Source organism: Akkermansia sp. BCRC 18949 (assembly GCF_045011645.1).
Classification (GTDB): domain Bacteria; phylum Verrucomicrobiota; class Verrucomicrobiia; order Verrucomicrobiales; family Akkermansiaceae; genus Akkermansia; species Akkermansia massiliensis.
The window spans coordinates 2,073,083-2,099,077 of record NZ_CP123619.1 but is presented as its reverse complement, the minus strand read 5'-3'; the positions used below and the strand labels follow the sequence as shown (position 1 = coordinate 2,099,077).

17 protein-coding genes are annotated in these 25,995 nt (G+C 59.3%); 3 read left to right on the top strand and 14 right to left on the bottom strand.

Annotated elements, in window-relative coordinates; all coding sequences use genetic code 11:
• Positions 1–14 precede the first annotated feature (14 nt).
• From P8A25_RS08745 to P8A25_RS08725, 5 genes are all read right to left on the bottom strand, one after another.
• On the bottom strand, positions 15–1,283 hold the full coding sequence (locus tag P8A25_RS08745; RefSeq protein WP_404838659.1) for a type II secretion system F family protein: 1,269 nt from the start codon (positions 1,281–1,283) through the stop codon (positions 15–17).
• Positions 1,284–1,349: 66 nt separating this feature from the next.
• On the bottom strand, positions 1,350–3,008 hold the full coding sequence (locus tag P8A25_RS08740; RefSeq protein WP_022396634.1) for a GspE/PulE family protein: 1,659 nt from the start codon (positions 3,006–3,008) through the stop codon (positions 1,350–1,352).
• A 28-nt stretch (positions 3,009–3,036) separates the two neighbouring features.
• Positions 3,037–4,683 (bottom strand): GspE/PulE family protein, encoded by a 1,647-nt coding sequence (locus tag P8A25_RS08735; protein WP_404838658.1) that lies wholly within the window; start codon positions 4,681–4,683, stop codon positions 3,037–3,039.
• A gap of 91 nt (positions 4,684–4,774) precedes the next feature.
• On the bottom strand, positions 4,775–5,905 hold the full coding sequence (dusB, locus tag P8A25_RS08730) for a tRNA dihydrouridine synthase DusB (protein WP_251827956.1): 1,131 nt from the start codon (positions 5,903–5,905) through the stop codon (positions 4,775–4,777).
• Between the two features lie 381 nt (positions 5,906–6,286).
• The gene (locus P8A25_RS08725) at positions 6,287–6,802 is read right to left on the bottom strand and encodes a YlbF family regulator (RefSeq protein ID WP_022396637.1); all 516 of its coding nucleotides are present in this window, start codon (positions 6,800–6,802) and stop codon (positions 6,287–6,289) included.
• Positions 6,803–7,099: 297 nt separating this feature from the next.
• Here P8A25_RS08725 and P8A25_RS08720 point away from each other — a divergent pair, with 297 nt between their 5' ends.
• Entirely contained in the window at positions 7,100–8,602 is a 1,503-nt protein-coding gene (locus P8A25_RS08720; RefSeq protein WP_215442248.1) for a glycosyltransferase family 39 protein, read from the top strand.
• A 985-nt stretch (positions 8,603–9,587) separates the two neighbouring features.
• Positions 9,588–14,024, top strand: coding sequence for an autotransporter outer membrane beta-barrel domain-containing protein (locus tag P8A25_RS08715; protein ID WP_215442249.1), 4,437 nt, complete (start codon positions 9,588–9,590; stop codon positions 14,022–14,024).
• 317 nt (positions 14,025–14,341) lie between these two features.
• On the opposite strand, the gene P8A25_RS08710 is transcribed toward P8A25_RS08715, so the two are convergent.
• The 8 genes from P8A25_RS08710 to larC form a co-directional block, all read right to left on the bottom strand.
• Positions 14,342–15,508 carry a pyridoxal phosphate-dependent aminotransferase gene (locus P8A25_RS08710; protein WP_102722538.1) on the bottom strand — a complete coding sequence of 389 codons (1,167 nt, stop codon included), beginning with the start codon at positions 15,506–15,508 and terminating at the stop codon, positions 14,342–14,344.
• A gap of 171 nt (positions 15,509–15,679) precedes the next feature.
• A complete protein-coding gene (gene murJ / locus P8A25_RS08705; RefSeq protein ID WP_215442250.1) occupies positions 15,680–17,245 on the bottom strand; it encodes a murein biosynthesis integral membrane protein MurJ in 1,566 nt (521 codons plus the stop codon).
• 13 nt (positions 17,246–17,258) lie between these two features.
• Positions 17,259–18,350: an adenylyltransferase/cytidyltransferase family protein gene (locus P8A25_RS08700; protein WP_102731158.1), complete on the bottom strand. Its 1,092-nt coding sequence runs from the start codon at positions 18,348–18,350 to the stop codon at positions 17,259–17,261.
• 150 nt (positions 18,351–18,500) lie between these two features.
• Complete coding sequence (locus P8A25_RS08695) at positions 18,501–19,145, bottom strand: superoxide dismutase (protein ID WP_102728264.1); 645 nt, start codon at positions 19,143–19,145, stop codon at positions 18,501–18,503.
• Between the two features lie 216 nt (positions 19,146–19,361).
• Complete coding sequence (locus P8A25_RS08690) at positions 19,362–20,822, bottom strand: family 10 glycosylhydrolase (RefSeq protein ID WP_215442251.1); 1,461 nt, start codon at positions 20,820–20,822, stop codon at positions 19,362–19,364.
• Positions 20,823–20,927: 105 nt separating this feature from the next.
• The gene (gene larB / locus P8A25_RS08685) at positions 20,928–21,683 is read right to left on the bottom strand and encodes a nickel pincer cofactor biosynthesis protein LarB (RefSeq protein WP_215458353.1); all 756 of its coding nucleotides are present in this window, start codon (positions 21,681–21,683) and stop codon (positions 20,928–20,930) included.
• A complete protein-coding gene (gene larE / locus P8A25_RS08680) occupies positions 21,680–22,495 on the bottom strand; it encodes an ATP-dependent sacrificial sulfur transferase LarE (protein ID WP_215442253.1) in 816 nt (271 codons plus the stop codon). The genes larB and larE overlap by 4 nt, the downstream gene beginning before the upstream one ends.
• Positions 22,467–23,687 carry a nickel pincer cofactor biosynthesis protein LarC gene (larC, locus tag P8A25_RS08675; RefSeq protein ID WP_215442254.1) on the bottom strand — a complete coding sequence of 407 codons (1,221 nt, stop codon included), beginning with the start codon at positions 23,685–23,687 and terminating at the stop codon, positions 22,467–22,469. The genes larE and larC overlap by 29 nt, the downstream gene beginning before the upstream one ends.
• Positions 23,688–23,888: 201 nt before the next feature.
• On the opposite strand from larC, the gene P8A25_RS08670 reads away from it, so the two are divergent.
• Positions 23,889–24,899, top strand: a complete 1,011-nt coding sequence (locus P8A25_RS08670; protein ID WP_102722541.1) for a polyprenyl synthetase family protein — start codon at positions 23,889–23,891, stop codon at positions 24,897–24,899.
• A gap of 255 nt (positions 24,900–25,154) precedes the next feature.
• Here the strand turns inward: P8A25_RS08670 and P8A25_RS08665 are convergent, their stop codons facing one another.
• Positions 25,155–25,778 carry a hypothetical protein gene (locus P8A25_RS08665; protein WP_146023803.1) on the bottom strand — a complete coding sequence of 208 codons (624 nt, stop codon included), beginning with the start codon at positions 25,776–25,778 and terminating at the stop codon, positions 25,155–25,157.
• Positions 25,779–25,995: the final 217 nt, after the last annotated feature.

Genomic DNA, 25,995 nt, shown 5'->3' with positions numbered 1-25,995 from the left:
TCTGCGTAGGGAGGTTAACCCATTTTTTCAATGACCTGCAGTAGGGGCAGGAACATGGCGAACACGATGCCGCCCACGACCACGGCCAGGAATACGATCATGATGGGTTCCAGCATGGAGGTCATGGCTCCCACGGCATTGTCCACTTCATCATCGTACACGTCCGCGATCTTGAGGAGCATGTCCGGAAGCTGGCCGGTTTCTTCACCCACGTCCACCATGGAGATCACCATGGGCGGGAAGAGCTTGGAGGAAGACATGGGCGTTACCACGGATTCACCTTCCTTCACGGAATCATGGATGAGGCCGATGGCGTCTCCCACGATCATGTTGCCGGCGGTATCCTTGGTGATGGTAAGCGCCTGGAGGATGGGAACGCCGGAGGTCACCAGCGTGCCGAAGGTACGGGCGAAGCGGGCGATGGCGCTCTTGCTCTGCACGTTGCCGATGACCGGCATGGTCAGCAGGGCGGAGTCAATCTTGCGGCGGCCGTTGGGCGTCTTGCTCATGGCCGTGAAGATAGCATACAGGATGGCGACGACGGCGGCCAGAATGACGGCGTTGGGCACGAATAAGGGCGCGGCCATGAACCAGTCACTGATGCCGAACACGAATCCGGAAATGGCGGGAAGCTCCTGGTTCTGTTCCGCGAACATCGCCTTGAATTTGGGGACGATGACCAGCATCAGGAAGATCACGATGCCCACCGCAATGAACAGCACGATGGAGGGGTACACCATGGCGGAGATCACCTTGCTCTTCAGTTTCTGCGCCTTTTCCTGGTATTCCGCCAGGCGGTTCAGCACGACTTCCAGCACACCGCCGAGTTCACCGGCCTTCACCATGTTCACGAACAGGCGGTCAAAGATTTTGGGATGCTGGGCCAGGGCTTCGGAGAAGGTGGAGCCGCCCTGCACGGAATCGCCCAGGGCTTCAATGGTCACGCGCAGGTTGGGGTTCGCCTCCTGCTTGGCCAGCACGTTCAAGCTCTGGAGCAGGGGAAGCCCTGCGTCAATCAGGGTGGCGAGCTGGCGGGTGAAAATCATCAGGGCCTTGGCCTTGATTCTGCCGCCCAGCCTGCCTTTTTGCTTCTTGCCTCCCTTGGCCTTCTTCTTGGCGGCGGGCGTTTGCTGAATCTTGCCTTTTCCCGCTTCTACGATCTGGGTGGGGTACAGGCCATGCGCCCGGATGGATTCCATGGCCTCCGCTTCGGAATTGGCCTCCAGGGTACCCGTTTTCTGGTCGCCTTTATGGTCAAGTGCTGTATATTGATATTTAGGCATATATGTGGTGTTTTAAGTGTTTTCTGCTTGGTGGTTGAAATGGTGGGTGCGGTATCCGGCTGTCCATTAAGTATACTTCAGCACTTCTTCAATGGTGGTATTGCCGTCGTAAATATTTCTCAGACCGTCTTCACGCAGGGTGGACATGCCCATTTCAATGGCCTTCTGCTTCAGCACCACGGAGGGCGCGCGGTCCGTAATCATGTCCCGCAGGGTATCGTTGATATCCAGAAGCTCGTAGATCCCCTTGCGGCCCTTGTAGCCGGAGTTGGAGCATTTGTCGCAACCGCGGCCCGTGAAGAAATGCTTGTCTCCCAGTTCATAGGGAGACACGCCAAGCTGGGAGAGGATGGTGGAGGAGGGTTCATACGGCGTGCGGCAGTCCGGGCAGATGGTGCGCACCAGGCGCTGGGCCAGCACCCCTTCCAGGGAGGCTGCCACCAGGAAAGGTTCGCAGCCCATGTCCACCAGTCGCGTAATGGCGCCGGCGGAGTCGTTCGTGTGCAGGGTGGAGAGCACCAGGTGGCCCGTCAGGGATGCCTGGATGGCGATCTGGGCGGTCGCCATGTCTCGCATTTCCCCCACCAGAATGCGGTCCGGGTCCTGTCGCAGGAAGGCGCGGAGCACCATCGGGAAATCCAGGCCAATAGCTTCATTGATCGGGATCTGGATAATGCCGTCGATGTCGTATTCCACGGGGTCCTCCGCCGTCAGCACCTTGGAATCAATGGTATTGATTTCCCGCAGGGCGGCATACAGCGTGGTGGTCTTGCCGGCGCCGGTGGGACCGGTGACGATGAAAATGCCGTTGGGTTTGTGGACCGTATCCAGAATATATTCATGAATATGCGGGGGGAGCCCCAGGTTGTCCAGGTTCAGGTTGACGGAAGAGCGGTCCAGCACGCGGAGCACCACGGATTCACCGTACTGGGTGGGCAGGGAGGAAACACGCATGTCCACCGCCCGGTTCCCTATCTGCTTGACGATTCGGCCGTCCTGCGGAACGCGGCGTTCCGCGATGTTCATGTTCGCCATGACCTTGACGCGGGAAATAACCGGGACGGACAGGTGAACGGGCGGCGGCTGCATTTCATAAAGGGAGCCGTCCACGCGGTAGCGGATTTTGAATTCCTTTTCAAAGGGTTCAAAGTGAATGTCGGATGCTTTTTCCTTAATGGCCTGCGTGATGACCAGGTCCACAAAGCGAATGACGGGCGCGGCGGCGGAATCTTCCGTTTCATTGTTGACCTGCATGTTGTTGAGCTCCTGCATCAGGTCCGTCATGGCGGCGGATTCCCCGCCGTACAGTTCGTTGATGCGTTCGGAAATCTGGTAATCCGGAGCGATGAGGACGTGGATGTCCTGGCCGAGGGCGAAACGCAGGTCCTCCACCGTCTGCGGATTCAGGGGGTCCACCAGGCAGACGTACAGGCCTTCCGGGCCGTGCCGCACGGGCAGGGCGCCGTGCAGGCGCACGAGCGTGGCCGGCATCATGTTCTGCACGTTCGGGTCCGGCTGGAAGTTGTCCAGCGTAATGAATTCCGTCCCCAGGTCGCTGGCGATCATCTGCCAGATATCGTCCTTGCTGCCGATGATGCCGAAGTCTGCCAGCACTTCCGGCAGCTCCTTGCCGGAGACGGTCATTTCCTCCTTGATGTCCTTCGCCAGGGATTTGTCGATCATTCCCCGGCCGATAAAAAGTTCCAGTGTAAGATTGGTGTCCATAATAATCAGAATGAATTGCGGGGGAAAATCAGTTGGCGTCTCCCATGGTGACGTTCAGCACTTCTTCCGGAGAGGTGAGGCCGGCCAGCACCTTGCGCACGCCGTCCTCTCTCAGGGTTCTCATGCCCAGTTCCCTGGCGCGCTGGCGCAGCTGGGGGGAGGTCAGGTTCTCGTTGATCATGCGTCGCACTTCGTCGTCGATCTCGAAAATTTCAAACAGGCCCATCCGGCCCTTGAACCCGCCGCCGCGGCAGAAGTCGCAGCCGTGGGGGGCCTTGATCTGGCCCGGAGTGAGACGGGACATGTCAATGTTCAGCGTATGCGCCTGCTTTTCCGTCAGCACGCCGTCCACCTTGCAGCGGTCGCACAGCTTGCGGACAAGGCGCTGGGCCATGATGGCCCGGACAGAAGAGGCGATCAGGAAGCGTTTGATGCCGATGTCCGCCAGACGGGCCACGGCGCTGGGGGCGTCATTGGTGTGGAGGGTGGAAAATACCAGGTGACCCGTCAGGGAGGCGTTGATGGCGATGCTGGCCGTCTCCATGTCTCGAATTTCCCCGATCATGATGATGTTGGGGGCCTGGCGGAGCATGGCGCGCAGGGCGGCGGCAAAGGTCATGCCGATGTCCGCCTTTACCATCACCTGGTTGATGCCGGAAAGTTCGTATTCCACGGGGTCTTCCACCGTGATGATCTTTTTATCCGGGCGGTTGATGTGGTTCAAGCACGCGTAAAGGGTGGTGGTCTTACCGGAACCGGTGGGGCCCGTTACCAGGATGATGCCGTCCGGAAGAGTGATGAGGCGGTCGAACACGGCTTCGTCATCCGAGAAGAACCCGAGCTGGGGGGGGCCCAGCACCAGGGCTGACTTGTCCAGAATACGCATGACGATGCTTTCCCCATGGTTGCTGGGCACGGAAGACACGCGGAGGTCAATCTGCTTGCCGCCGATGTTCATCTGGATTCGGCCGTCCTGGGGCATGCGCTTTTCCGCGATGCTCATGGTGGTGCTCATCACTTTGAGGCGCGCGATGATGGGGCTGAGCAGCTTCTTGGGATGAGTGGCCACCTCCACCAGCTTGCCGTCCACGCGGTAGCGGATGCGGAGCCGGTTTTCCATGGGCTCAATGTGAATGTCGGACGCCCGCATCTTGAAGGCGTCCGTCAGCATCTGCTGCACCAGGCGGATGATGGGCGCGTCTCCGTCGTCCCCATCCAGGCCGGCGGCGTCTGCCGGAACGGTCAGGTCACGGTAAAATTCTTTCAGGCGGCTTTCCACCGCGCTGTGGGTGGCGACGCTGAAAATCACGTCGCGTCCCATCAGTTGGGGCAGGCTGTCCATGGTTTCCAGATTCAGCGGGTCGTCAATGGCGATGTTGACGGAAAAGCCGTCGTCGGAAATGGGGATGGCCCGGAAGCGCCTGGCGAGCTCCGGCGTGATGAGTTCGCGCACCTCCTGGGGAATGTGCATGGAGCCCAGGTCCACGACGGGCAGCAGGGATGTGGAAGCCGCCACTTGCGCGATGACGTCTTCTGTAAGATAATTGGCCTGGATCAGGAAATCGACCAGGTCCTGGGTGGGAGATTTTTGACTGCGCGCGTATTGAAGAATCTCTTCATTCAGATAGCCGGCCTGCGTAAGAAGTTCGATGAGATATGATTCGTTGGAGTACACGTCGATCTCTGGAGTCTATGGTTGGAAGTCTGCCGAAACGGGACGGCAGGATACTCCCCTATTTCTGACAGGTTCGAGGCGTAAAGTCAACTTAGCTTCCCTCAAAAGGGCATTTTTTTTCAGGTGCGGAGGGGGAAGGGGAAGACGGCCTTCCTCCCATGCCGCTTGCCGGGCCTGCGGAATCTCCCGGAGGGCGGGATTTTTCCCGCTCTAAGGAGCGCCGGCGGGGAAGGGTGGAAAGCAGGTCTTCCAGCTCCGCCATGCTGGAGACGCGAGCCAGGCGGGAGCGCATTTCCTTGGCTCCCGGAAACCCCTTCGTGTAAGCCAGAATGCGGGACCTCATGTGGCGCATGGTGTGGAGTTCGTCCCCGTAATGGCGGGACTCCAGGGCCATCCGGGCATGACGCAGGATCAGGTCCGTCTTTTCCTGCGGATCCCTGGCCGGAGGCATGGCTCCGTGCAGCAGATAATATTTGGCGTCTCCGAAAATCCATGGATTCTCCATGGCCGCCCGGCCGATCATGACGCCGCTGACGGCTGTGTTTTCCTTCACGTACGCTACCGCCTGCGGGGTGGAAATATCCCCGTTCCCGATGACCGGCACGGACATGGCCCGTGCGCATTCGTCAATGATGTCCCAGTTGGCCGTGCCGGAATACTGCTGGGAACGGGTACGCCCGTGAATGGTAATCATGGAAATTCCCTCATCCTCCAGCAGGCGGCACGCGTCCATGGCGCACAGGCTCTGGAAATCCCAGCCAATGCGTATTTTGGCCGTGACGGGGATGCGGTCGCCCACGGCTTTCACCACGCCTCCGGCCACGGAGGCCAGCAGGGGAAGGTCTTTCAGCAGGGAGGACCCTCCATTTTTGCCCACCACTTTGGGGACCGGACAGCCGAAGTTGATATCGATGAAATCCGGTTTCTCATGGTCCAGGATTATTCTGGCGGCCTCTCCCATGTGGTTCCCGTCCGCGCCGAAAAGCTGAATGCCTATGGGGCGGTGCGCGTCTTCTATCTTCGTGTACCTCCGGTTTCTCTCCCATGCCTGGAGAATGCCTTCCGCAGAGACGAACTCCGTCACCATGACGTCAACCCCCAGTTCCTTGCAGATGGTGCGGAAAATGGGGTCCGTTACTCCGGCCATCGGAGCCAGGAACAACGGGAAATCCGTTTTGATAAACGGCAGGGAAGCGGAAGCTGGGCGGTTGGAAAAAGTCATGATTCCTTAGAATGAGGCTAACATGGGCCCATCTCCCGTTCAAGCGTCTTGCCCGTCCTGATGAAGAAAGCGGGGTGGGGAAAATGCAGGCGGCGTGCAAATGCGGCCCTCTTTTGAAAAAGCCTTTATGGAACGCCGCAGGCTTCTGCGGCATCTGAGAGAATATGCGGTCATGGGCCGCAATTTTTGATATTGGTTCGCTGGCGCTCAGTTTTTCCGGTTGCCGCAAAGGCTTGTGAAGCCCCTGACGGTTTTCAGGCCAGGGCGTGTGCCGGACTGGATACGTACATGTCCTGGAAGGGCGGCGTTGACGCATGCCGTCAATGAAAAACGGCTTCACCTGGGAGTGAAGCCGTTTGACGAAAGGTTGAAAGATCGCTTTTAGTGGTTGCCGCAGCCGCAGCCCCCGTCCTTGTGATCGTGGTCGTGGTCGCAATTGCCGTCGCAATCGCAGCTTTCCTTGTCGCAGCTGCCGCCACAGGAGCAGGAAGTCTGGGCGCTCATGGCGCGCTGCCGGGCTTCCTCGATTTCTTCCGGAGTGGGCGCACGGCCAAGGTCGATGGACATGCCCAGATAATGATTGATGGTGTTCAGGAGTTCATCGATGGTCTGGCGGGCTTCCAGGAAGCCGCGGGCGGCATCGTTCTTGACCACGTTTTCACGCAGGGTATCGAACTTGGAGATTTCCTCTTCCGTGGGGGGCATGCCGGCCAGGTGCTTGTTGCGCAGTTCTTCTCCGTAGGCGTTTACTTCTTCAAAAAGCTTGGTTGCCTCCGGATTCTGGAAAAAGAGGCCGATTTTTGCCTTGGAGGCCACAACCTGGTCTTCCTTGGCAAGCAGGTTGCAAAGGGCTTCCGTGGCGGCGCGCAGGTTGTCATTGAGAACGGGGGTATTCATATAAGATTCATTTAATCATGCCTTTCCGGACAGGGCAACCCGGTTGCGAGGCATGGCGTACATTTCCGTGTCACGGCCTGTTGCGGATTACAAATCCGAAGTCAATACTACTTTTTCATATCAAATGCATTTCTCCAACTCTACCCATTATTTCCCCGGATATTCTTAACAAGAAGAATATTTGTTAGAAATTGTCATATATGCTTGAATATGATGAATATTCTTCTTACATTCGCATTGTTGCCTATCTAGTTCGGATTTGTAATCCGCACAATCCCACTTGTTGCTACCCAACCTATGACAGGGAAAAATGATTCCATGGCTATGCTGGGGTGGAAAATCCCGCTGACGCTTCTTATCTGGTCCGTTATCGTGATTGGAGCGTGTTCGGATACCTCTCCCTTGTACTCCTTTTATCCATCTCCGGACCCTTCCATTTTTTTCATGTTCGGGCGGGGGCTGCTTCACGGGCTTCTCCCCTATGTGGAAATGGCGGACAGCAAGGGGCCCCTGCTGGTTTGGATTTATTATGCCGCCGCGTGGATTGACGGGCATTCATTTGCCGGAATATTCCTCATTCAGTGCGTAACCCTTTTTACGACGCTTCTGCTGGCTTGCGGGACGGCGCGTTTTTATCTGTCACAGCGCGGCAGCCTGCTGGCTTCCATGCTGTTGTGCCTGTTTCTGTTTGATTCGTTTCCCTTCCAGCGCGGGGGAGGGGTAGAGGAATTGTGCTGGCCGGGGATGGCGGCCGTGGTTTACGGGCTGGTCCGGTATTTCCGGATGCGGGACAGGCGCAGCCTGCTGTTTCTGTTCGGCACGGCCGGGGTATTTGCCGGGGCAGCCTCCATGATGAAGTTCTCCATAGCCTTTCCCGTGTGCGCTTTAGGCGGGGTTCTGTGCCTGTGGCTGTGGTGGAACGGGCGGAGAAAAGAAGCGGCGGTGGCTTTAGGGGTGGCGCTAGCCGGCTTCCTGGCCGTGGTTGTCCCCTGTTCGGCCTGGCTGGTATCCAACGGTGTTTGGAAAGAAGCGATGAATGAGTACCTGTTGTGCTCCGTGCGTTATGGAACGGTGTCCCAGGATACCACATGGTGGGCCAGGCTGCTCAGGCCGGCTCCGGTCCGCTGCCTGTCCGACGTACTGATGTGGGTGGCCGTCATCTGGGCTCTGGCGATAGCGGGCTGGCGTCAATTAAAAACGCAAAAGGCGCTCCTCTTTACGGCCCTGCTGTATATCTTCTTCAAGGTAGAGATGTTCAGCGTGTACAACTACTATTACAATTCCATCCTTTCACCCATGATGATCTGGGTGACTATCTTCTTTGTGGCCCGGGCGGAACGGCGCTTTTCCCTGCGCATGCCGCGGATGGCGGCCGCAACGCTGGCAATCGCCTGCCTCACGGGGGCCGGAGTGGCTGCCGGGCTGACGGGCGCCGTCCGGAAAGGAGACTTTGTCTGGAATGGCAGGGAGTTTTATTCCCCCGCCGTCCGGGAACGGCTGGCCTCTTTTTCCGAAGCCTCCGTCCTGTATCTGGGCTGGCTGGACAGGGGCTTCGGCATTACCTGGGACTGGAAGCCGTGCGGAAGATACTGGTTCCTTCAAAACTTCCCGTCGGAGGAAATGGTCAGGGAGCAGTATGATTACATTGAGCAGGGCATACCGGACATCATCCACACCAGTTCACGGGATGATGATTCTTTTCTGCGGCAGCACGGCTATAAGCCTTTGATGCCGGAGCTGGACGGGGGATTCTGGTGCCGGGTGTCACAGGGGGACGGCGAGCCTTTCCCCGAAGAATAAAAGGACCGCTCCATGAATGAGGCGGTCCCTGGAAAGTGAGAAGTAGCTGAGTCGGCGATTAGTGCGCCTTGCAGAATTATTCGAAGCGGTCCAGCGCTTCCTTCAGCACGTCCGGCTTCTTTCCGTATCTTGTCTGCATTCTGGTAGAACGGGATAATTTGTCCTTCAATCCATCAGTTTTTTGAGCCGGGGAAGCTCCGGTTCTGCAAAGAACGGTCTGTCTGAATAGGCTGAATGGGGAATGACTTTCCTTCCCCTGCTTCAAAAGAAGTTCACATTGAGCAGCCGGATTCCAATGTTGCGAACCTTTCGGAGCTCCCTAACCAGTTTGATGAGTTCTTCGTTGATTTTACGCTTGGGGCTATGGCGCGGCCGCCGGGTTTGCGCTGTAAGTCCTTTTTTCCCTTTTGCTTTCATTTTCATTGTTTCTTTCTGCCTCAGTGTTGAAGCGATTTCTATGAATCTCACAATCAATTATTTGTATCAAAATCGGATTTCCAATCCGGAGACAAGCTATAAATTTGAAAAAAAGCATTTAATACAAAATTATTTGGACCATAGACAGAAAATTTGAATGGACGGAAGACGTGCATCCGGGAAAGAAACAGATGGGAATTTTTCTATTCTTCCTGTTGCCATCAGGATTTTTCAAGGAACCAAAAAGCTTGTCGTCAAAATGTTATAGGTTAGTTGCATTGATATTATTTCCCGTTCCAGGGATGGAGCCTTCTTTCAAGCCGTTGGCGCATGGGCCCTGTCTCCGGATTGGAAATCCGCTAATTTGCATTCATTCCCTACTGGAAAACATGACATTTATATCCATGAACCATTCAGCGTCACGATTTTATCTCCTGCTAAACTTATCCTGTTTTGCTGCGCGCGCAGCTGCCGATTCCCCAGTCATAGCCTAATATAGCCTTTCAAGCGTATAACTTCTGAAAATTGCTCAAAATCGACTAATCCGTTTCCAAATCCATTCAATACCATGAGACTACATCTTCCTTCCTCTTTGCTCCGCTACGTGCTTGCGGGCCTGTTCATCTGCACCTTCCCGGCCGCATCCGGTGCGGACTACACGGTGAACAACACCCAGTCCGCCATGCCGGGCAGCAACCTGTACGGCACATTGGAAGAATTGAGGGCGTCCGGTTTGCTGCGTGCCAACGACACGGTAGTCCTGCATAACGACGACTCCACGCTGACCGGAGGCCTGAATCTTCTCATTAACGTTCAGTCTGACAACACGGCGGCAGCGCGCACGCTGGATCTGGCTGGGCTGGGGACAACTCCCATGTTTTTCCTGAAGAAAGGAGACCATGGCGCTGACATGAATTCCATCATCTGGGAGAATGCGGGCAACCGGGTCCTGCGTGTGGAGGGATTCGGCAGCAATGCCACTCTGAATCTTACCGGAGCAGTCACGTTCCGCAACAATACGGGAATCTATGATGATTCCACCGCTCCGGGCGGCGGCGCGATTGCCATTCAGGGTCAAGGTCTCGCTTCAGTCTCGCTGGATGACAATGCCGTTTTCATCGGAAATTACGCGTCTTCCGCAAGCGGAGAGGTTAGAGGAGGCGCAGTTCTGGCGTTCTCCAACGATGCCCGGATCACTCTGGGCAACGGCGCCGTTTTCCATGCCAACTATGTTTTGGCGTCAGACAAAGCAGGCGGCGGGGGTGGCGCAATGTTTACCAAGGGCGGTTCCTCCTCCATTGAAATAGGCGATGACGCCACGTTCACGGACAACTATGTCCAGGCCGGCAAGTCCAGCTACGGAGGAGCGATAGGCGCCGATAGAAACGCCACCTCCATTACCCTGGGAGACCGCGCGACTTTCAGCGGCAACCATATTTCCACCTCGGCAGACGGAGCAGCCAGTGAAGGGGGGGCGATCAGTACCTACATCACGATTGGAGACGCCTCCGTCACACTGGGAGACAGAGCCGTCTTCACCGGGAATTACATCTTGGCCGCCGGAACGGGAAAAGGAGCCGGCGGGGCGGTTGCGGTGCGGGCAAATGGAGGCCCTGCATCCCTCACCGTTGGGGCGGGTGCAAGCTTTACGGGCAACTACATCTTCGCATCATCCGGTGACGGAGGTGCCATCTGGATGTCTTCAGGGGGGGCGTGCACTCTGGGAGCCGATGTTTCCTTCACCGGAAATTACATTCAGGCGTCTTCCGGAAGTGGCGGAGCGATTTACCTGAAGAATCAGCAGCTGACCATTCAGGACGGGGCGAATTTTACGAACAATTACGCGCCCACGGCAGGGGGAGCCATCCTGATCAACAATTTCGGCACCAACGCCACCCAGCAATTCCTGGCGCAGACCCACGACGTTCTTTTCAGCGGCAATATGACAGGGGGAACCTTCACGCGCAACGATAACGGAACGTTTACCGTAGACGGGGGAACAGCCAACGCCATCCATGTTGAAAGGTTGGGCTCCTTGCAGTTGGCTGCCGGGGAAGGACGGAACATCCAGTTTGACGACCCGATCACTTCAGGGAGGGAGTACGCTATAACGCTCGCGATCAACCGGTATACGGATGACAATGGGACTGATCACGACACTTCCGGCACGGTCGTCTTCAGCGGAACACGCTATCAGGGTACGGACGCCCATCTGGTTGCCAGCCGTTACAACAACTTCCGGGGAAAGACCACGGTATACGGAGGCACGCTGGAACTCAGGGACGGAGTCGTTTTCGGGCGCACGGGGAGCATGACGGATACGGGAACATCCTTTACGCTTAATGCCGGAGCCACTCTTCGAAGCAAAGGCGCCGTCAGTGAGATCAACGCCGCCTCGATCGTCCTCAACGGCACGGTAGACACCGAAGGCACGCTCCTGCTGAACGGAAACGTCACAGCTTCCGACGCAATGCTCAAAACCGGACAGGGAGTCCTTGACCTGAGGAATACCGGAACCAATCTGTTCACGAACGGAGTTGCGCTCAACGAAGGCAGCATCCTGATTAACGACATGGAACAGATTCGGACCGGCACAGGCGCGTACATCACAGGTTCCGGCACACTGGACATCCGGTCCGCAGGCTCCATCACCCTCCCGGATTCGCTGACCGGATTTGGCGGAACCATCGCCCTGACTGATACCCGGCTCCGTCCGGACGCCACAGGACAAACCGTGCTCGGCACCGCAACCCTGCGGCTCGGAAACGGCTCCGAACTCTCCGTCACGGAAAATTTTTCCATCAGCAAGTTGCATCTGGCCGGAGGAACGCTTACCGTCCAGGTGGACGGTGACGCCTCCCGGCTGGAACACCAGCTCTCCGTCTCCGGCAATCTTGACATCACGTCGGCATCCACGCTGGCCGTCTCCGGTCTGAAAGACAGTCTGGACCACATAGCTCCCCAGCCGGGCTTCCTGGACCGCGATCTTCAGGAACTGGCTCTGGACGGCACCATCAATGCGGACGCCCTGCTGGTGGTACAAGCCGGAAACGTCGCGAATACAACTCTTCTGGACTTGGTGGATGCTGATACGGGCGAGGCCATCACCGGCGGCGAGGAACGCGAAGTTACCTACCAGGATACCGTTACCGCGACCTACAGCTATATTGCCGTAGCCGGCACCAATGAGCACAGCGGCCAGACGGGGATCCACCTCACCTACGGACTCAAGGAATTGAACATCCATGATGGGAAAACCTGGGTTCTGGACGCTCCGGCCGATCCGGACAGCGACCGGACGCTCGTTGCCCGGATTACAGGCGGCGGCGCGCTGCAGCTGAACAGCGATGCGGCCGGCATCACCATCACCTCCGCTGCGAACCACACGGGGGGAACCCTCATCAACTCCGGCCTGGTCACTGCCGGAGCGGACAACCTCTTCAGCGCCGGAATCCTGGAGGTCAAGGAAGGTGCAACATTTGACACGGCCGCCACTACGCAAACCAACAGCAAAGGGTTTATTCTGCAAGGCTTGCTCAAGGGCGGCCAGGCATTCTCCAACACGGGCGCCATGTATGTCTTCACCAGCGCACAGGTGGAATCGGCCCTTGCCAACACCGGAACGCTCCTATTGGCCAATACAACGGGCACAGGGCAGGACTTCCAGTTTTCAGGAGGCCTGAAGGGCGACGGAGGGCATGTAGCCTTTGAAGGAAGCGGCCGTGACACATTGAAGCTCGGCTCCCTCTCCGGATCGCAGGCCTTTACAATGAACATCAACCTGGCCGCCGGAACAAGCGACCGCATCGCCATCGCCGGGGAGGCTTCCGGCACGCACACGGTTCATTTCATCCTGCAAGGCGGCATTCCCTCCTCCCCGTCCTTCATACACGACATGATCACATGGGACAGTCTGGCGGAAGACAGTAATGCGGCAACGCTCTTTACCGGAACGCTTGATGCGGGTTTTTACTCCTACGGCCTTAAACTCAACGCCACAGGTAATGGATACGACCTGTCGCCGGAGGGCTACAACAACCTGGGCGGCGTACTGCTCAATGTGCTTGGCTGCATGAGTACGGGATGGTTTGAACAGCTTGACACCCTCTCCAAACGCATGGGAGAGCTGCGCATGGGAGCGGACTTTTACAGGCAGCAGGACCAACAGGCCAGGAACGCCGGAGAGGCGCCCAGGGGGCACTACTGGGCGCGCACGGCTTCCGGACGCACGGACACGGACCTGGGCATCGCCGGAGTATGCGGCTTTACGGAATACCAGTATGGGGCGGACAGCGGCGCGGACTGGATTGTTGCATCCGGGAGAAACAGCATGCTGGCTGCCGGTCTCTTCGGAGGATATCGCCGGAGTGACCGCCGCTTCCATGACGGCTGGGGAAGCAAGGGCAGCACGGACAGCGGTTACGGAGGCCTTTACGCCTCATGGCTGCACAGCAGGGGGTGGTTTGCGGACGCGGTTCTCAAGGGAATGAGCTACAATGCCGCATGGACCGCGGTCCAGCCCGGGGGCACGGAACGGGGCAGCTATGACAACTGGGGATTGGGAATGAGCATGGAAGCCGGGCGGCAGTGGAGCAGCTCCGGAGGATGGTTCCTGGAACCATCCGTGCAAATCGCATGGCTTCATTCCGGTTCCACGCATATTGTTACGAACCAGGGCCTGGAGGTGGCGGGAAGCGCAGCCGACATCTGGCAATTTGCCGGACGCCTGCGAGCCGGACGCACATGGAGCGTCAACGGAGGCAGCCAGCTGGTGCAGAGTTACGTGAAAACCGGTGTTACGCAGCAGGCAAGCAATGGCGGTGAAGTAAAGGCCGCCGGCAACCAGTGGCGTCCGAATACGGATGGAACCCGCGGCATGGTTGGCTGCGGCGTGGCATGGCAGCTCAGCGCCCGCGATCAGGTGCACCTGGACTACGAATATGTTTACGGAGACAAATATGATCGTCCCTGGACGATCAATTTGGGGTATACGCGGAGCTTTTAGGCACGAAGGTATTCACGTCTCTTCTTCCACCCGGCAGGTTCGCTCTTGCCGGGTGTTTTGTTTCTGCCGGTCCTCCCGGAAAGGCTTTCCGGCTTATGGAGAACGGCAGATGTCTCCGGGTTTTCACGGTAAACGCCGGGAACGCAGCTGGCGGACGCGGAGGGGCCCTGCCATCCCGTTGCGGACGGGTGACCTTCCTGCTGGCGCAAGAATTCCGATTTTTCATGAAGGGGCGGAAAGTCTTCTCATGAGGAATAAAAAAGGACCGCTTCATTCATGAAGCGGTCCTGAAGATTGGAAAAATCAGTATTCGATGCTTAGTGCGCCTTGCAGAATTCTTCAAAGCGGTCCAGCGCTTCCTTCAGAATGTCCAGCGTGGTGCAGTAGCTGATGCGGATGGCCTTGTCATTGCCGAAGGCGATGCCGGGAACGGCCGCCACCTTGTAGCGTTCCAGAAGCTTGTCACACAGGTTCAGGGAGGTGAGGCCCAGCTTGCTGGTGTCTACGAAGAAGTAGAAGGCTCCCTGCGGTTCCACGACGCTGACGTTCGGGATGGCGTTGAGGCGGGACAGGACATACTGGCGGCGCATGTCGTATTCGTCGCGCATGTCGCTGATGAAGCTCTGGTCCCCCGTGAGGGCCTCAATGCCGCCGTACTGCGCGAAGGTGCAGACGTTGGAGGTGGTGTGGTCCTGAATCATCTGGATGGCCTTGGCAATGGGGGCCGGAGCGGCGGAGTAGCCCATGCGCCAGCCGGTCATGGCGTAGCCCTTGGAGAAGCCGTTGATGGTGATGGTCAGGTCGTACAGTTCCGGGCTCAGGGAGGCGATGCTGACGTGCCTGGTGTCTCCGTACACGAGGTGTTCGTAGATTTCATCGGCCAGGATGAGGATGTCTTCGCTCAGGGCCACTTCTCCCAGGGCGCGCAGTTCTTCTTCTGAATAAACGGCTCCGGTCGGGTTGTTCGGCGTGGTGAGGATGACCATCTTGGTGCGGGGGGTCATGGCTTCCTCAAACTGTTCCGCAGTGAGCTTCCAGCCGTTTTCCGGCGTGGTTTCCACAATGACGGGAATGCCGCCGCACATGCGGACCATTTCCGGATAGCTGACCCAGTACGGGGAGGGGATGATGACTTCGTCCCCCTCGGAGACGGTCGCCATGATGGCGTTGAAGCAGGCGTGCTTGGCGCCGGCGCCCACGGTGATCTGGCTGGGATCATATTCCAGATTGTTTTCCCTCTTGAGCTTGTCGGCAATGGCCTGGCGGAGTGCGGGCAACCCGGCGGAAGGAGTGTACTTGGTTGCTCCGTTGTTCAGGGCCGTAATGGCTGCCTGCTTGATGTTGTCAGGGGTGTCCATTTCCGGCTCACCGCCTGCCAAACCGTAAACTTCTTCACCGGCGGCCTTCATAGCCTTGGCCCGGTTGGTCACCTTGAGGGTCAGGGAAGGGGTCAATGCAGCAATGCTGGGGGAAATCATGTCCATTGTTGTGGTGCGATCGTAGAATTTTGATGCCCTGGCGGAAAACAGGCTATTCCCCGCACAGGCGGAAAAACTTTACTCACTGAGCGCACCCCTGGCAAGGAGAATGCTTGTGAAGGCCATTCTTTTTCTTGCGGAGCGCGCGCCTCCCCTCGCGGAAGGGAAGTTTCACTGTCAGCGTTTCATGAATTTGGCCCGTACCGCGTCCAGTTCCGGCGTCTTGAACAGGAAGGCCGCCGCCAGGTAAACGATCCCGGCGCAGCCGCAGACCAGGGAGATGCCCAGGAGCCTGGCCGGGAAGGACCAGTCCAGAAAGCCCTGGAGGAACCACGTTTTACCCGCCCAGCATACGGCCCCCAGCAGGGCTCCCGCCGCCAGGATGCGGCCCAGGCCGGAAACCAGCGTCCGTCCGTCCACGCCGCCCAGCTGGCGGCGCAGGTAAAGGAAGTAGAAGAGGAAGTTGAAGGTGGTGACCACGGAGGTGGTCAGCGCCAGCCACGCCGCATTTTTATGCAGCCCGTAGACGAAGTAGTAGTTGAGGCCGATGCTGATGGCCAGCGCCACGGCGGCGGCAATCAGGGGTACCCAGCGTTTTTCCAGGGCCAGGAAGACGGGCTGCACCACCTTGGTCCCGGCGTAGCCCAGCAGGCCCAGGGAATAGGCGCCCAGCACCTCCCCGGTATAGCGCACCGCCTCCTGGTTGAAGCGGCCCCACTGGTACACGGAGGAGACGAATTCGGTTCCCAGGATGAAAAGGATCAGGAACGCGGGCACCGCAAAAAACGCCACCAGCCGCAGCCCTTTGGCGATGTGGGCAGCCACTTCCTTCCTGCCGTCTCCCACCATCATGCGAGAAACCGCGGGGAGGACCACCATGCCCGTCGCCACGCCGAAGAGACCCACGGGAAGCTGCCAGAGGCGGAACGCCGTGGTCAGGGCGGTGACGGAGCCTTTCTGGAGGTCCAGGGCGAAGCCCGTATTGATGAAGATGGTGAACTGCGTGACGCCGGAAGCCAGCACGGAGGGGAGCATCAGCCCCCAGATTTTGCGCACGCGGGGATCGTCCCAATGGAAGTTGGGCTTCCACCGGAAGCCGGTTTTGCGCAGCTTGGGGAGCTGCACGGCAATCTGGGCCGCCCCCCCGATCGTGACGCCGCAGGCAAAACCGTACAGGGCCTTCGGGCCGAAGGAGGGGTCAATGAAGTACCCGATCAGCAGGCCGAACAGGATGGAGGTGACGTTAAAGGCGGCGGAAGCCAGCATGGGCAATCCGAAAACCCCCACCATGTTCAGCGCCCCCATGACGAGGGCGGACAGGGAGGCGAAGCCGATGAAAGGCCACATGATGCGGCTCAGGTCCGTGGCGAACAACTGGTCCGTCAGGGAATGGTCCCCGCTGTACAGGGCCTCCATAACGGGGCCGGCAAAAAGAATTCCCAGCGTCACGATGGCGACCATCAGCGTGGAAAGCTGGGTGGCTACCTTGTTGGTCAGCTCCCAGGCGGCCGCGTCGCCTTCCGCCTCCCGTGTTTTGGAGGCTACGCTGGTGTAGGACTGGGAGAGAGCCCCTTCCGCAAACAGGTCCCTCAACAGGTTGGGGATTCGGAAGGCCGTATAGAAGGCATCCAGCACTCCCGTAGCGCCGAACAGGGAAGTGTACACGATTTCCCTGGCCATGCCTGTCAGGCGGCAGGCGAAAATGGCGCCGGAGGCTACCAGGCTGTTCCGCATCAGGGACATGAAAGAGAAGGGCTTACTTGAACAGTTGGCGGCAGTACGGTTCCACGCGCTTCATGGCCGGATTGTCCTTGACGGCCTGGTCGCGGTCGTCCCGGCAGGGGAAGAGATACAGGGCGTAGCCTCCGTAGCCGCCGCCCAGGTATTTTTTGGCAAGGGCGTTCGGGATGTCCGGCAGGGGCTGCATTCCTTCGTCAAGCTGAACGCTGTAGTACAGGGCCACGCCTGCGGCCAGGGTATTGATGTTGCGTTCCAGCACTCCGGTGCGGGCAATGAGGGAGGATTGGGAGATGCGCACGTAATCGCGCTGTTCGTCCGCCATTCTGGGAGTGTCGTGTTCCTCCCCCGTGTACAGAATGGCCATTCTTCCTTCCAGGAAGTCGCCCGTGCCCTTGACGTCCAGCACGGGGGAACTGCCGGAACGCCAGACGCACAGCCCTGTTTCCGCAATGACGGCGGGGTCCTGCCAGCCGACGCCCAGAGCGAGTTCGGAAGCGACCGGGTCGCGTCCTTCCAGCATGGCCCACGCGCCGCTGCCGCCCAGTCCGGACCGCTTTTCATACGGCCATTCGCAGAGGGACACCATGGGAGTGATGGCGCAGTTGACCACATAGGAGCCTTTTCTGGCGTAGCGGGGAACGTCCAGCCATCCTCCGGCAAAGTCCACGCGGAGCGGCACGGTGGACGGGGCCTTGATCCGGTTCACCAGCATGGTGGTGGAAACGGGGGCGAATTTGGGAGGCGTCTTGGGAAGCACCACATAACTCGCGCCCACACGGGAGCACAGCTCCTTCTTGATGCCGCTGTAAAGGTCGTCCTCCGTCACGGCCAGCACGTCCGGTTTTTCCTGGAGAAACTCTTCTTCAAAATCCAGGCCTTTCTTCATGCCGGTGCCCAGAATGACCTTGTCCACCATGCGCAGGCTTTCCAGCAGCACTTTCTTGTGTTCGTCCGGGATGGACGGTTTGCGCTGCTTGTGGTGCCACAGCACGGGTTCCGAGGCAAAGGAGACGATCAGATAGTCACCCAGGGCCCGGGCTTCTTCAAAAAACTGGATGTGACCGGCGTGGACGATGTCATAGCAGCCTGAAACGAAAACTTTTTTCATGCGCGTGGTGATAGATAATTAGTCCACGGCAGTATGCCCTATTGCTCCGCCGGATGCAAGAGCCGGGTGGAAGTACGCCAAAAAACGGCACGGACCTCAGAAGGCCCGTGCCGTTGAAGAAAAAGAAAAATCAATGTCTGCCGGAACTGGTCAGGACGCCATGGCTTCCTGGTAGCGGCGTTCCACGTCGTCCCAGTTGATGAGGCGGCAGAAATCTTCAATATAATCCGCCCGGAGGTTCTGGTGCTTCAGATAATAGGCGTGTTCCCAGACGTCGCAGACGAGGATGGGGACGAGACCGGGAATTTCCAGGTTCTGGTGCTTTTCCGCGCCGCAGATCACCAGCGTCTTGCTCATGGGGTCCACTCCCAGAATGCCCCAGCCGGAACCTTCCACGCCCTGGGAGGCGGCCTTGAATTCCTTCATCATGGCTTCCAGAGAACCGAATTTTTCCTTGATGGCGTCCACCAGGGGGCCCTGCGGTTCCTTCTTGGGATCGGGCGTCATGTTGGTCCAGTAAATGGTGTGGAGGACGTGGCCGGAAACATTGAAGGACAGGTTGCGCACCCAGTTGGTAGTGGCGGAGGCGTCCAGCTTGCCGTCCGCGATTTCACGGAGCTTTTCAGCCGCGGCGTTGGCGCCGGCGACATAGGCCGCATGGTGCTTGTCGTGGTGGATGCGCACGGTTTTTTCATCCAGCATGGGTTCAAGCGCGTCGTAGGCGTACGGAAGGGGCGGTAACACGTACTTGCCGTCGGCATAGCCGACCGTGGAGGGATCTTGCTTTTTAGTCATCTTGTGCTGTGGTTGTATAGACGGCCCTGTTGCCCGGGCCTGGCTGATTGTTCCCAGCGCCGCCAATGAGGAAAGGGCGATGAAACGCCTTCTGTTCATGTCCGCGCCACGGGAATTCATGGAAGTTTGGACATGGATGGATTTGGAGTTGTTCAAAAAACTTAGAACATCGGGCATTTTTTTCCTTTCCCGCCGGAGGCTGCCGGAAAAAGCTTCCTACCTTCTGGCCGCCGCGGCGGGGCCCTGGGCTCCGTAGGCGCTGACGCCCCTGACGGCGACGGACCCGGCATCCCCCAGGAAGGATTTGGGCAGCGTCACGCGGGTCTGGCTGCCCGGCAGAAGGATGCGCGTGGCCCACTGGCTGCCGTAGCGCGCCTGGACGGCCCATTTCCGGGAGGGATTGCCGGACGGCTGCCAGGAAAGGGTTACGGTGGAACCGTTGTCCGCCACGTAAAAATTCTGCGGCTGGCTTGGCGTTCCGGTTCCGCACCAGGGCATGGCGGGAGGGACGGCCATGGAGGGATACAGCCTGTTCAGGTATTTCTGGATGCCTCCGGCATTCCGCATGATGGATTTGACGCTCCAGAAGCACTGCCCGGGGGCGCTTCTGGCCAGGGAGCGGGAATAGTTGACCTGCGCGGCTATTTCAGAGGCGGGGCGCCCCGGGTCTTCGCTGCTCATGATGCGCGCGGTGGCGATTCCGGGCCACACCGGGCGGCTGGTGTTCTGGGCGGCCCACCACTGCATCAGGACCGGAAAGCTCTGCTTGGCCGGGCTGCAGCGCCAGTAAAGCTGCGGGGCCAGGTAATCCACCCATCCGCGGGAAAGCCACTTGCGGGCGTCGCAGGCCAGGTGCTCGTAAGCGTCCACTCCCGCTTCAATGCCGCCGGGAACGCCCGGACGCCAGATGCCGAACGGGCTGATGCCCACGCGCACCCAGGGTTTGGAGGATTTGACGGACTTGTACATGTCATGCACGAAGTCGTCAATGCAGGCCCGGCGCTGGGAGGGAGACTTTCCGTCGCTGAAGCTGGCGGGGGACCAGGTGCGGCCGGGCGTGGGGTAGGGGTAGAAATAGTCGTCCAGGTGCACGCCGTCAATATCGTAGCGGCGCACGACGTCCAGGATAACCCTCATCGCGTGGTCACGGGAGGCGGAGGCGCTGGGGTTCATCAGCAGAACGGAGCCGTTGCGTTTCATCAGGTCCGGACGGGTGAGGGAAATGTGGTTGCGCCCCACGGCGTGCTTCACATTGGCCTTTGCCCGGAAGGGGTTGAACCAGGCGTGCAGTTCAATGCCGCGGCGGTGGGCCTCCTGGATGGCGAAAGCCAGCGGGTCATATCCCGGATTGACGCCGGGACCGGAGAGCCACTGGCTCCACGGCTCCAGGGAGGATTGGTACAGGGCGTCCGCGTTCGGGCGCACCTGGAGAAAGACGGCATTCAGCTTCAACTGAGCGCAGGTATTCAGGATCGTCAGCAGCTCCGCACGCTGGGCAGCGCCGGAAAGGCCGGAACGGGAGGGCCAGTCAATGTTATGGACGGTGGAAATCCACGCCGCGCGGAATTCCTGCGGGGCGGCGGGGACGGATTCTCCGGAGGGCTGCCACCCCAGCGCCTGGGAGGCCAGGGCCAGCAGGGAGCAGGAAAGGGCATGGAAAAAGGGAAATCTGGTCATGATGGGATGGTGAGGAATGCTTCCGGGACATTTAACGCCCATTCGGTGAATCTGTCCATGGCGGATGCCGGCGGTTCCGTCATGGAAGGGCGGCGGCCGCGGCATTCAGCGGGGCCGGGACGCCAGGCTGTTGACCAGATGGGCGTTGAATCCGGCCCCGAAGCCGTTGTCTATATTGACGACGGAGACGCCGTTGGCGCAGGAGTTCATCATGGCGAGCAGCGTGGTTACTCCGCGGAAATTGGCTCCGTAGCCCACGCTGGTGGGTACGGCGATCACGGGGGCTTTTACCAGCCCGGCCAGCACGCTGGGAAGCGCTCCTTCCATGCCTGCCACAGCCACCAGCACGGTGGCCCGGCGGATGGAATCCAGATGGGAAACCAGGCGGTGCAGGCCCGCCACGCCGCAATCCCGGTACCGGAGCACCCGGCTGCCCAGGAATTCCGCCGTCAGGGCGGCTTCCTCCGCTACGGACTGGTCCGAGGTGCCCGCGCTGACGATGCCGACGAAGCCCTCCGTCTGCGGAACGGGGTTCGCCATGATGCGCATGAGGCGCGCTTCCGGGCGCATGTCCGCCTCCGGAAAGGCGCGGTTCAGGTGGTCCAGCGCCTCCATGTTCAGGCGCGTGGCCAGCACGTTCTGTCCGGCGGCAAGCAGGCCGCGGGCTATCTCTTCAATCTGGTCCGGGGTTTTTCCTGCGCCGTAAATCACTTCCGGGCATCCGGTGCGCTCCAGGCGGCCGTAATCAATATCCGTATGGGAAGATGCGGGCGCAGTGGCGGCCCGGATTTTTTCCGCCGCTTCCTCCGTGGAAAGGCGGCCTTCCTCAAGCTGATGCAGGATGGCGGTAATGTCATTCATGATGGTTCGTTCATGCTGCCTCTGGAATATCCTTCCAGGTCCAGGGTGATGTAGCGGAAGCCCAGCTCCCGCAGGCGGTGCGCTACGGGAGCGGCAAGTTCCCCGCTCCGGAACAGTCCGCGTTCCTCCTCCGGCAGTTCAATGCGGGCCAGGTCGTCCCCGTGAACCCGGACGCGGCAGCCTTTCAGCCCCAGGGAGCGCAGGAAGGCCTCCGCCGCATCCACGCGCCGCAGCAGGGATTCCGTCACGGGGCGGTTGTGCTCCAGCCGGGTCAGCAGGCAGGCATAGGCCGGTTTTCCGCTGACGGACTCCGGCAGGCCCAGCTCCCGTGCCAGTTGGCGGATGTCCGCCTTGTCCATGGAGGCTTCCAGAAAAGGGCTCAGAATGCCGAGTTCCTGCAAGGCTTTGCGCCCGGGGCGGTAGTCGCCCAGGTCATCCGTGTTGGAGCCGTCCGCCAGCAGGGGAAAGCCCTCCTCCGCGGCTCTGGCAGCCAGGGCGGAAAACAGGGCATGCTTGCACAGGTAGCAGCGCAGTGGCGGATTATCCGCAAGGGAAGGCAGGATGGGGAACGCCAGTGTCTCCTGGCGGATGCCCAGGCGGCGGCACAGCTCCGCGCTGTCCCGCACTTCCTCCTCCATTACATAGGGCGTTTGCGCGGTCAGGGCCAGGCAGTGTTCCGGCCCCAGAACCTTGGCGGCGGCGGCCAGCAGCACGCTGCTGTCCAGCCCGCCGGACAGGGCGACGGCGATGCGCTTCCTGGGAAGCAGGACGGAGCGCAGCCGTTCAAACGGAGTCTGTGGAGGAGGAGTCATGGGAGGGGGTGGGGAAAAGCCCCATCAACTGGCACTGTTCCAGCGGCAGTCCGGTGTTTTCCGCCAGGGTTCTGCAATCTTCAAATTCCGCCTTCCGGTGATGGGGGCGTCCGTTCATGAAAGAGGTTTTTACATGCACCGTTCCGTGGGGAGTGCATACGGAGGCGCTCTCCCGGCGCAGGATGTGGCGGCACGTATCATGCTGGCGTATCCCCGGCGTGCTGCTGTGCAGGAAAAACGCTTCCCTCACGCGGTCCGCCTGTTCCGGCAGGCACAGGGCGCAGACTTTGACCGCCAGGCGCCCCTTCTTCATGCAGATGGACTCCTGCCAGGCGTCCAGCGCGCCGGCCTCCATCAGCTTTTCCGCCAGGTAGGCGGTCTGTTCCGGCGTCATGTCGTCTATATTGGCGCACAGCTCCGTCAGCAATTCCGGGGAACTCTCCTGTTCCTCCGTTTCCACCAGCATCACCCGGAGGATATTAGGCAGGGGGAGCCCCTGGCGGTGGCCGATGCCGTAGCCGGTTCCGGTGATGCGGCCCGCCAGCGGGGCCGGGACAGGCCGCGCCAGGGCGGCAATATAAGCTGCTCCGGTGGGAGTGGTGGCCTCATGGGCGGTTCCGTTCAGGGTGGACTGGAAGCGGCTCGCCAGCAGGGCCGTGGCCGGGGCCGGAACGGGCATCGTCCCGTGCTGGCACCTCACGGTGCCGGAACCCAGTTCCACCGGTCCGGTGAAGACGGCGTCCGCCCGGAGCAGCTCCAGGCAGATGGCGGCCCCCGTGATGTCAATGATGGAGTCCACCGCTCCCACTTCATGGAAATGGACTTCCTCCGGCGTGGTGCCGTGCACCTGGGCCTCCGCCTCCGCCAGCAGGGAGAAAATGGAAAGGGCCGTCCGCTTCACGGCGTCTGAAAGGCCGCTTGCCCCAATAAGCCTGCGGATATCCGCCATGGTCCGGTGATGGTGTGCATGGCCGTGGCCGGAATGGCCTTCTTCCACCGTCAGTACGTCAATCCGCGTTCCCTGGATGCCGGACTGCTGCGCACGGCGGCATTCCAGCTTCCATTCCCCGTGCACGTGCAATTTGGACAGCTCCCGTTCCAGGCTTTCCCTGTCCACGCCCAAATCAATCAGGGCGGCCAGATTCATGTCTCCGCTGATGCCCGCGCTGCAATCATAGACCAAGGCTCTCATGATAGGCCAGTGTAGAAGGAAAACATCCCGGCTCAAGGTCAAAGTGAGCCTTATCTCCACAGGGTTCCCGGCGTCCGGCAGCGCGGGTTTGGCTCATTGCCGCCCGGCCATGCAAAGATGGCCTGTGAAATACATTGCTAGAGAACTTCAAATATGCCACAATTCCTGCGGCGCTGACCAGCGCCGGCCCTCGTCCATATCATGTCCATCCCGTTCTTTTCGAAATTACGATCCCAGAAGCACTATCTTCAACTGGTCAAGCCGGAATTGAAGCAAGTTTCTGAGTTTGTGGAAGCCCAGGCATCCTGTTTTGACCCGGAAGTCACCGACTACATGGAAACAGTGTGCCAGTCCAAGGGGAAAATGCTCCGGCCGGCCCTGGTTCTGCTGGTAGCCGGCGCCACGGGCGGCATCAAGGAAGCCCACATCCGGCTGGGAGCCCTGCTGGAAATGGTGCATCTGGCCTCCCTCGTGCATGATGACGTGATTGACGAGGCCGACAAGCGCCGTGACGAGGCCACCGCGAACGCCCTGTGGGGCAACAGCCTGGCCGTACTGCTGGGGGATGTTCTCTTTTCCCATGCCATGGTGCTTGGTACCGAGTTCGGCAGCACGGAATTCTGCCGCAGGCTGGCGAACACCGTCAGGGACGTATGCCAGGGGGAAGTGGCCCAGTCCAGCCGCCTGTATGACCTGAGCATGACCCGCGAGGAATACTTTGAAATCATCCGGAAAAAAACCGCCTCCCTGTTCTCCGCCGCTACGGGCGGCGCGGCGTGGATCTCCGGAGTGGCCCCGGAAGTGGAGGAGTCCCTTTACCAGCTGGGAGACCTGCTGGGGGTGGCCTACCAGATTTACGACGACTGCCTGGACATGGTGGGCGATGAAGACGATGCCGGCAAAACGCTCCACACGGACGCCACCAAGGGCAAGCTGACCCTCCCCATCTTCAACCTGCTGGAATGCGGGGACAGGAACGTGGAAGCCACGCTCAGGGACGCCATTGAAAACCGTGAAGTGGTGGATTACTCCGCTTTTCAGGACAACCCCGTTTTTGCGGAGGCACTGGACAAGTCGATCCAGGTGGCTCTGGAGAAAAACGAGGCTGCCCGTGAAATCCTGTGGCTCCTTCCCCAGACGGAATACCGTGAGGCCCTGGCGGAAATGACCTTCTACATGGACGAGCTGCTCAACGACTGCCGTATCTCCTGAGCTTCATTCACATCCTTAAAAAAGGGAGGGCGGTTTCCGGAAATGGACTTCGGCAACTTGTCTGGAATCCAGAACGCTGTTCACGAAGGCAGGCTCCCTGGCATTTTTTTAAACCGGGACCGTTTCCCAGGGCTCCTTCCTCATGAAACGGTCCCTCTATCCGGGTCTGCGTGCCCCCCTGCTTCACTGGACGGAAAATCCGTTTCCATGGGCTGGCTTTTTTAGAGCGGGAGACCGATGAAGATGCCTTGCAGGTCAGCAGGCGCAGCCTCTCCGGCGGCCTGGCGAAGCTTGTGCGGGCAGGATGGTGATGATTTGGTTCTGCAGCAACTGCACTTTGGAGGCGCGCTGTGCTGTGATGTTATTGGTTTGCTGGAGGGGATAACACCCTTGATTGCTGTTACCGAGCTCATCTATATCAAATAACCGGTTTTCTCCCCAGTGCTTGGCGAGCAGTTTGGAGTTATCCGTTGTTGCATATCCGGCAATAACGCACCAATGTGCATGCGGAAGGTCCGTCCACTGGACGCCAGTCCGGGGGAAACCGTGTTTTTCGTTTTGCTTATCATTGATAACTTGAAAAGGAACGAGGGCATACCCTCCCTGATCAATGGTGTCCCGGATGGTTTGTTCATGAAATAACTGGCAGGCGGCGGAGCAGCTTCCGTTGGCTCTCGCATGGATGAAACGGGCAAAATCGTGGGGATGGAAAACTTCCCCTACCTCGCTTAAACAGCCCTCTGCACGATTGGTGAGGGGATATTGAACGGCCAATTTTAAAAGCTCCATATTCGTCCATGCGGCATCAGGATTGAAGCAATTGAGGACATAGGAGGCTGCGTAAAAGCCGCAGGAGGGGTGGGACGTCTGCCGGTCCATCTCCTCCCGATAGGTATTGGGAACGGTACACATGACGTAGCCTGCGTAATGGGCTGAGGAGAAGGCGAGTATATTTTGGTTCCGTGTCATCTTGATTACCGGGGTTCATGGAGCCGGTGAATGAAGATATACGGCTGGAGGAAAATTCCGGAAAGGCTGGCTTGGCGGGAGGAGGCATCCGGTTTTTAAAAGGCGCCTAAACCATGTTGAAAAAGGG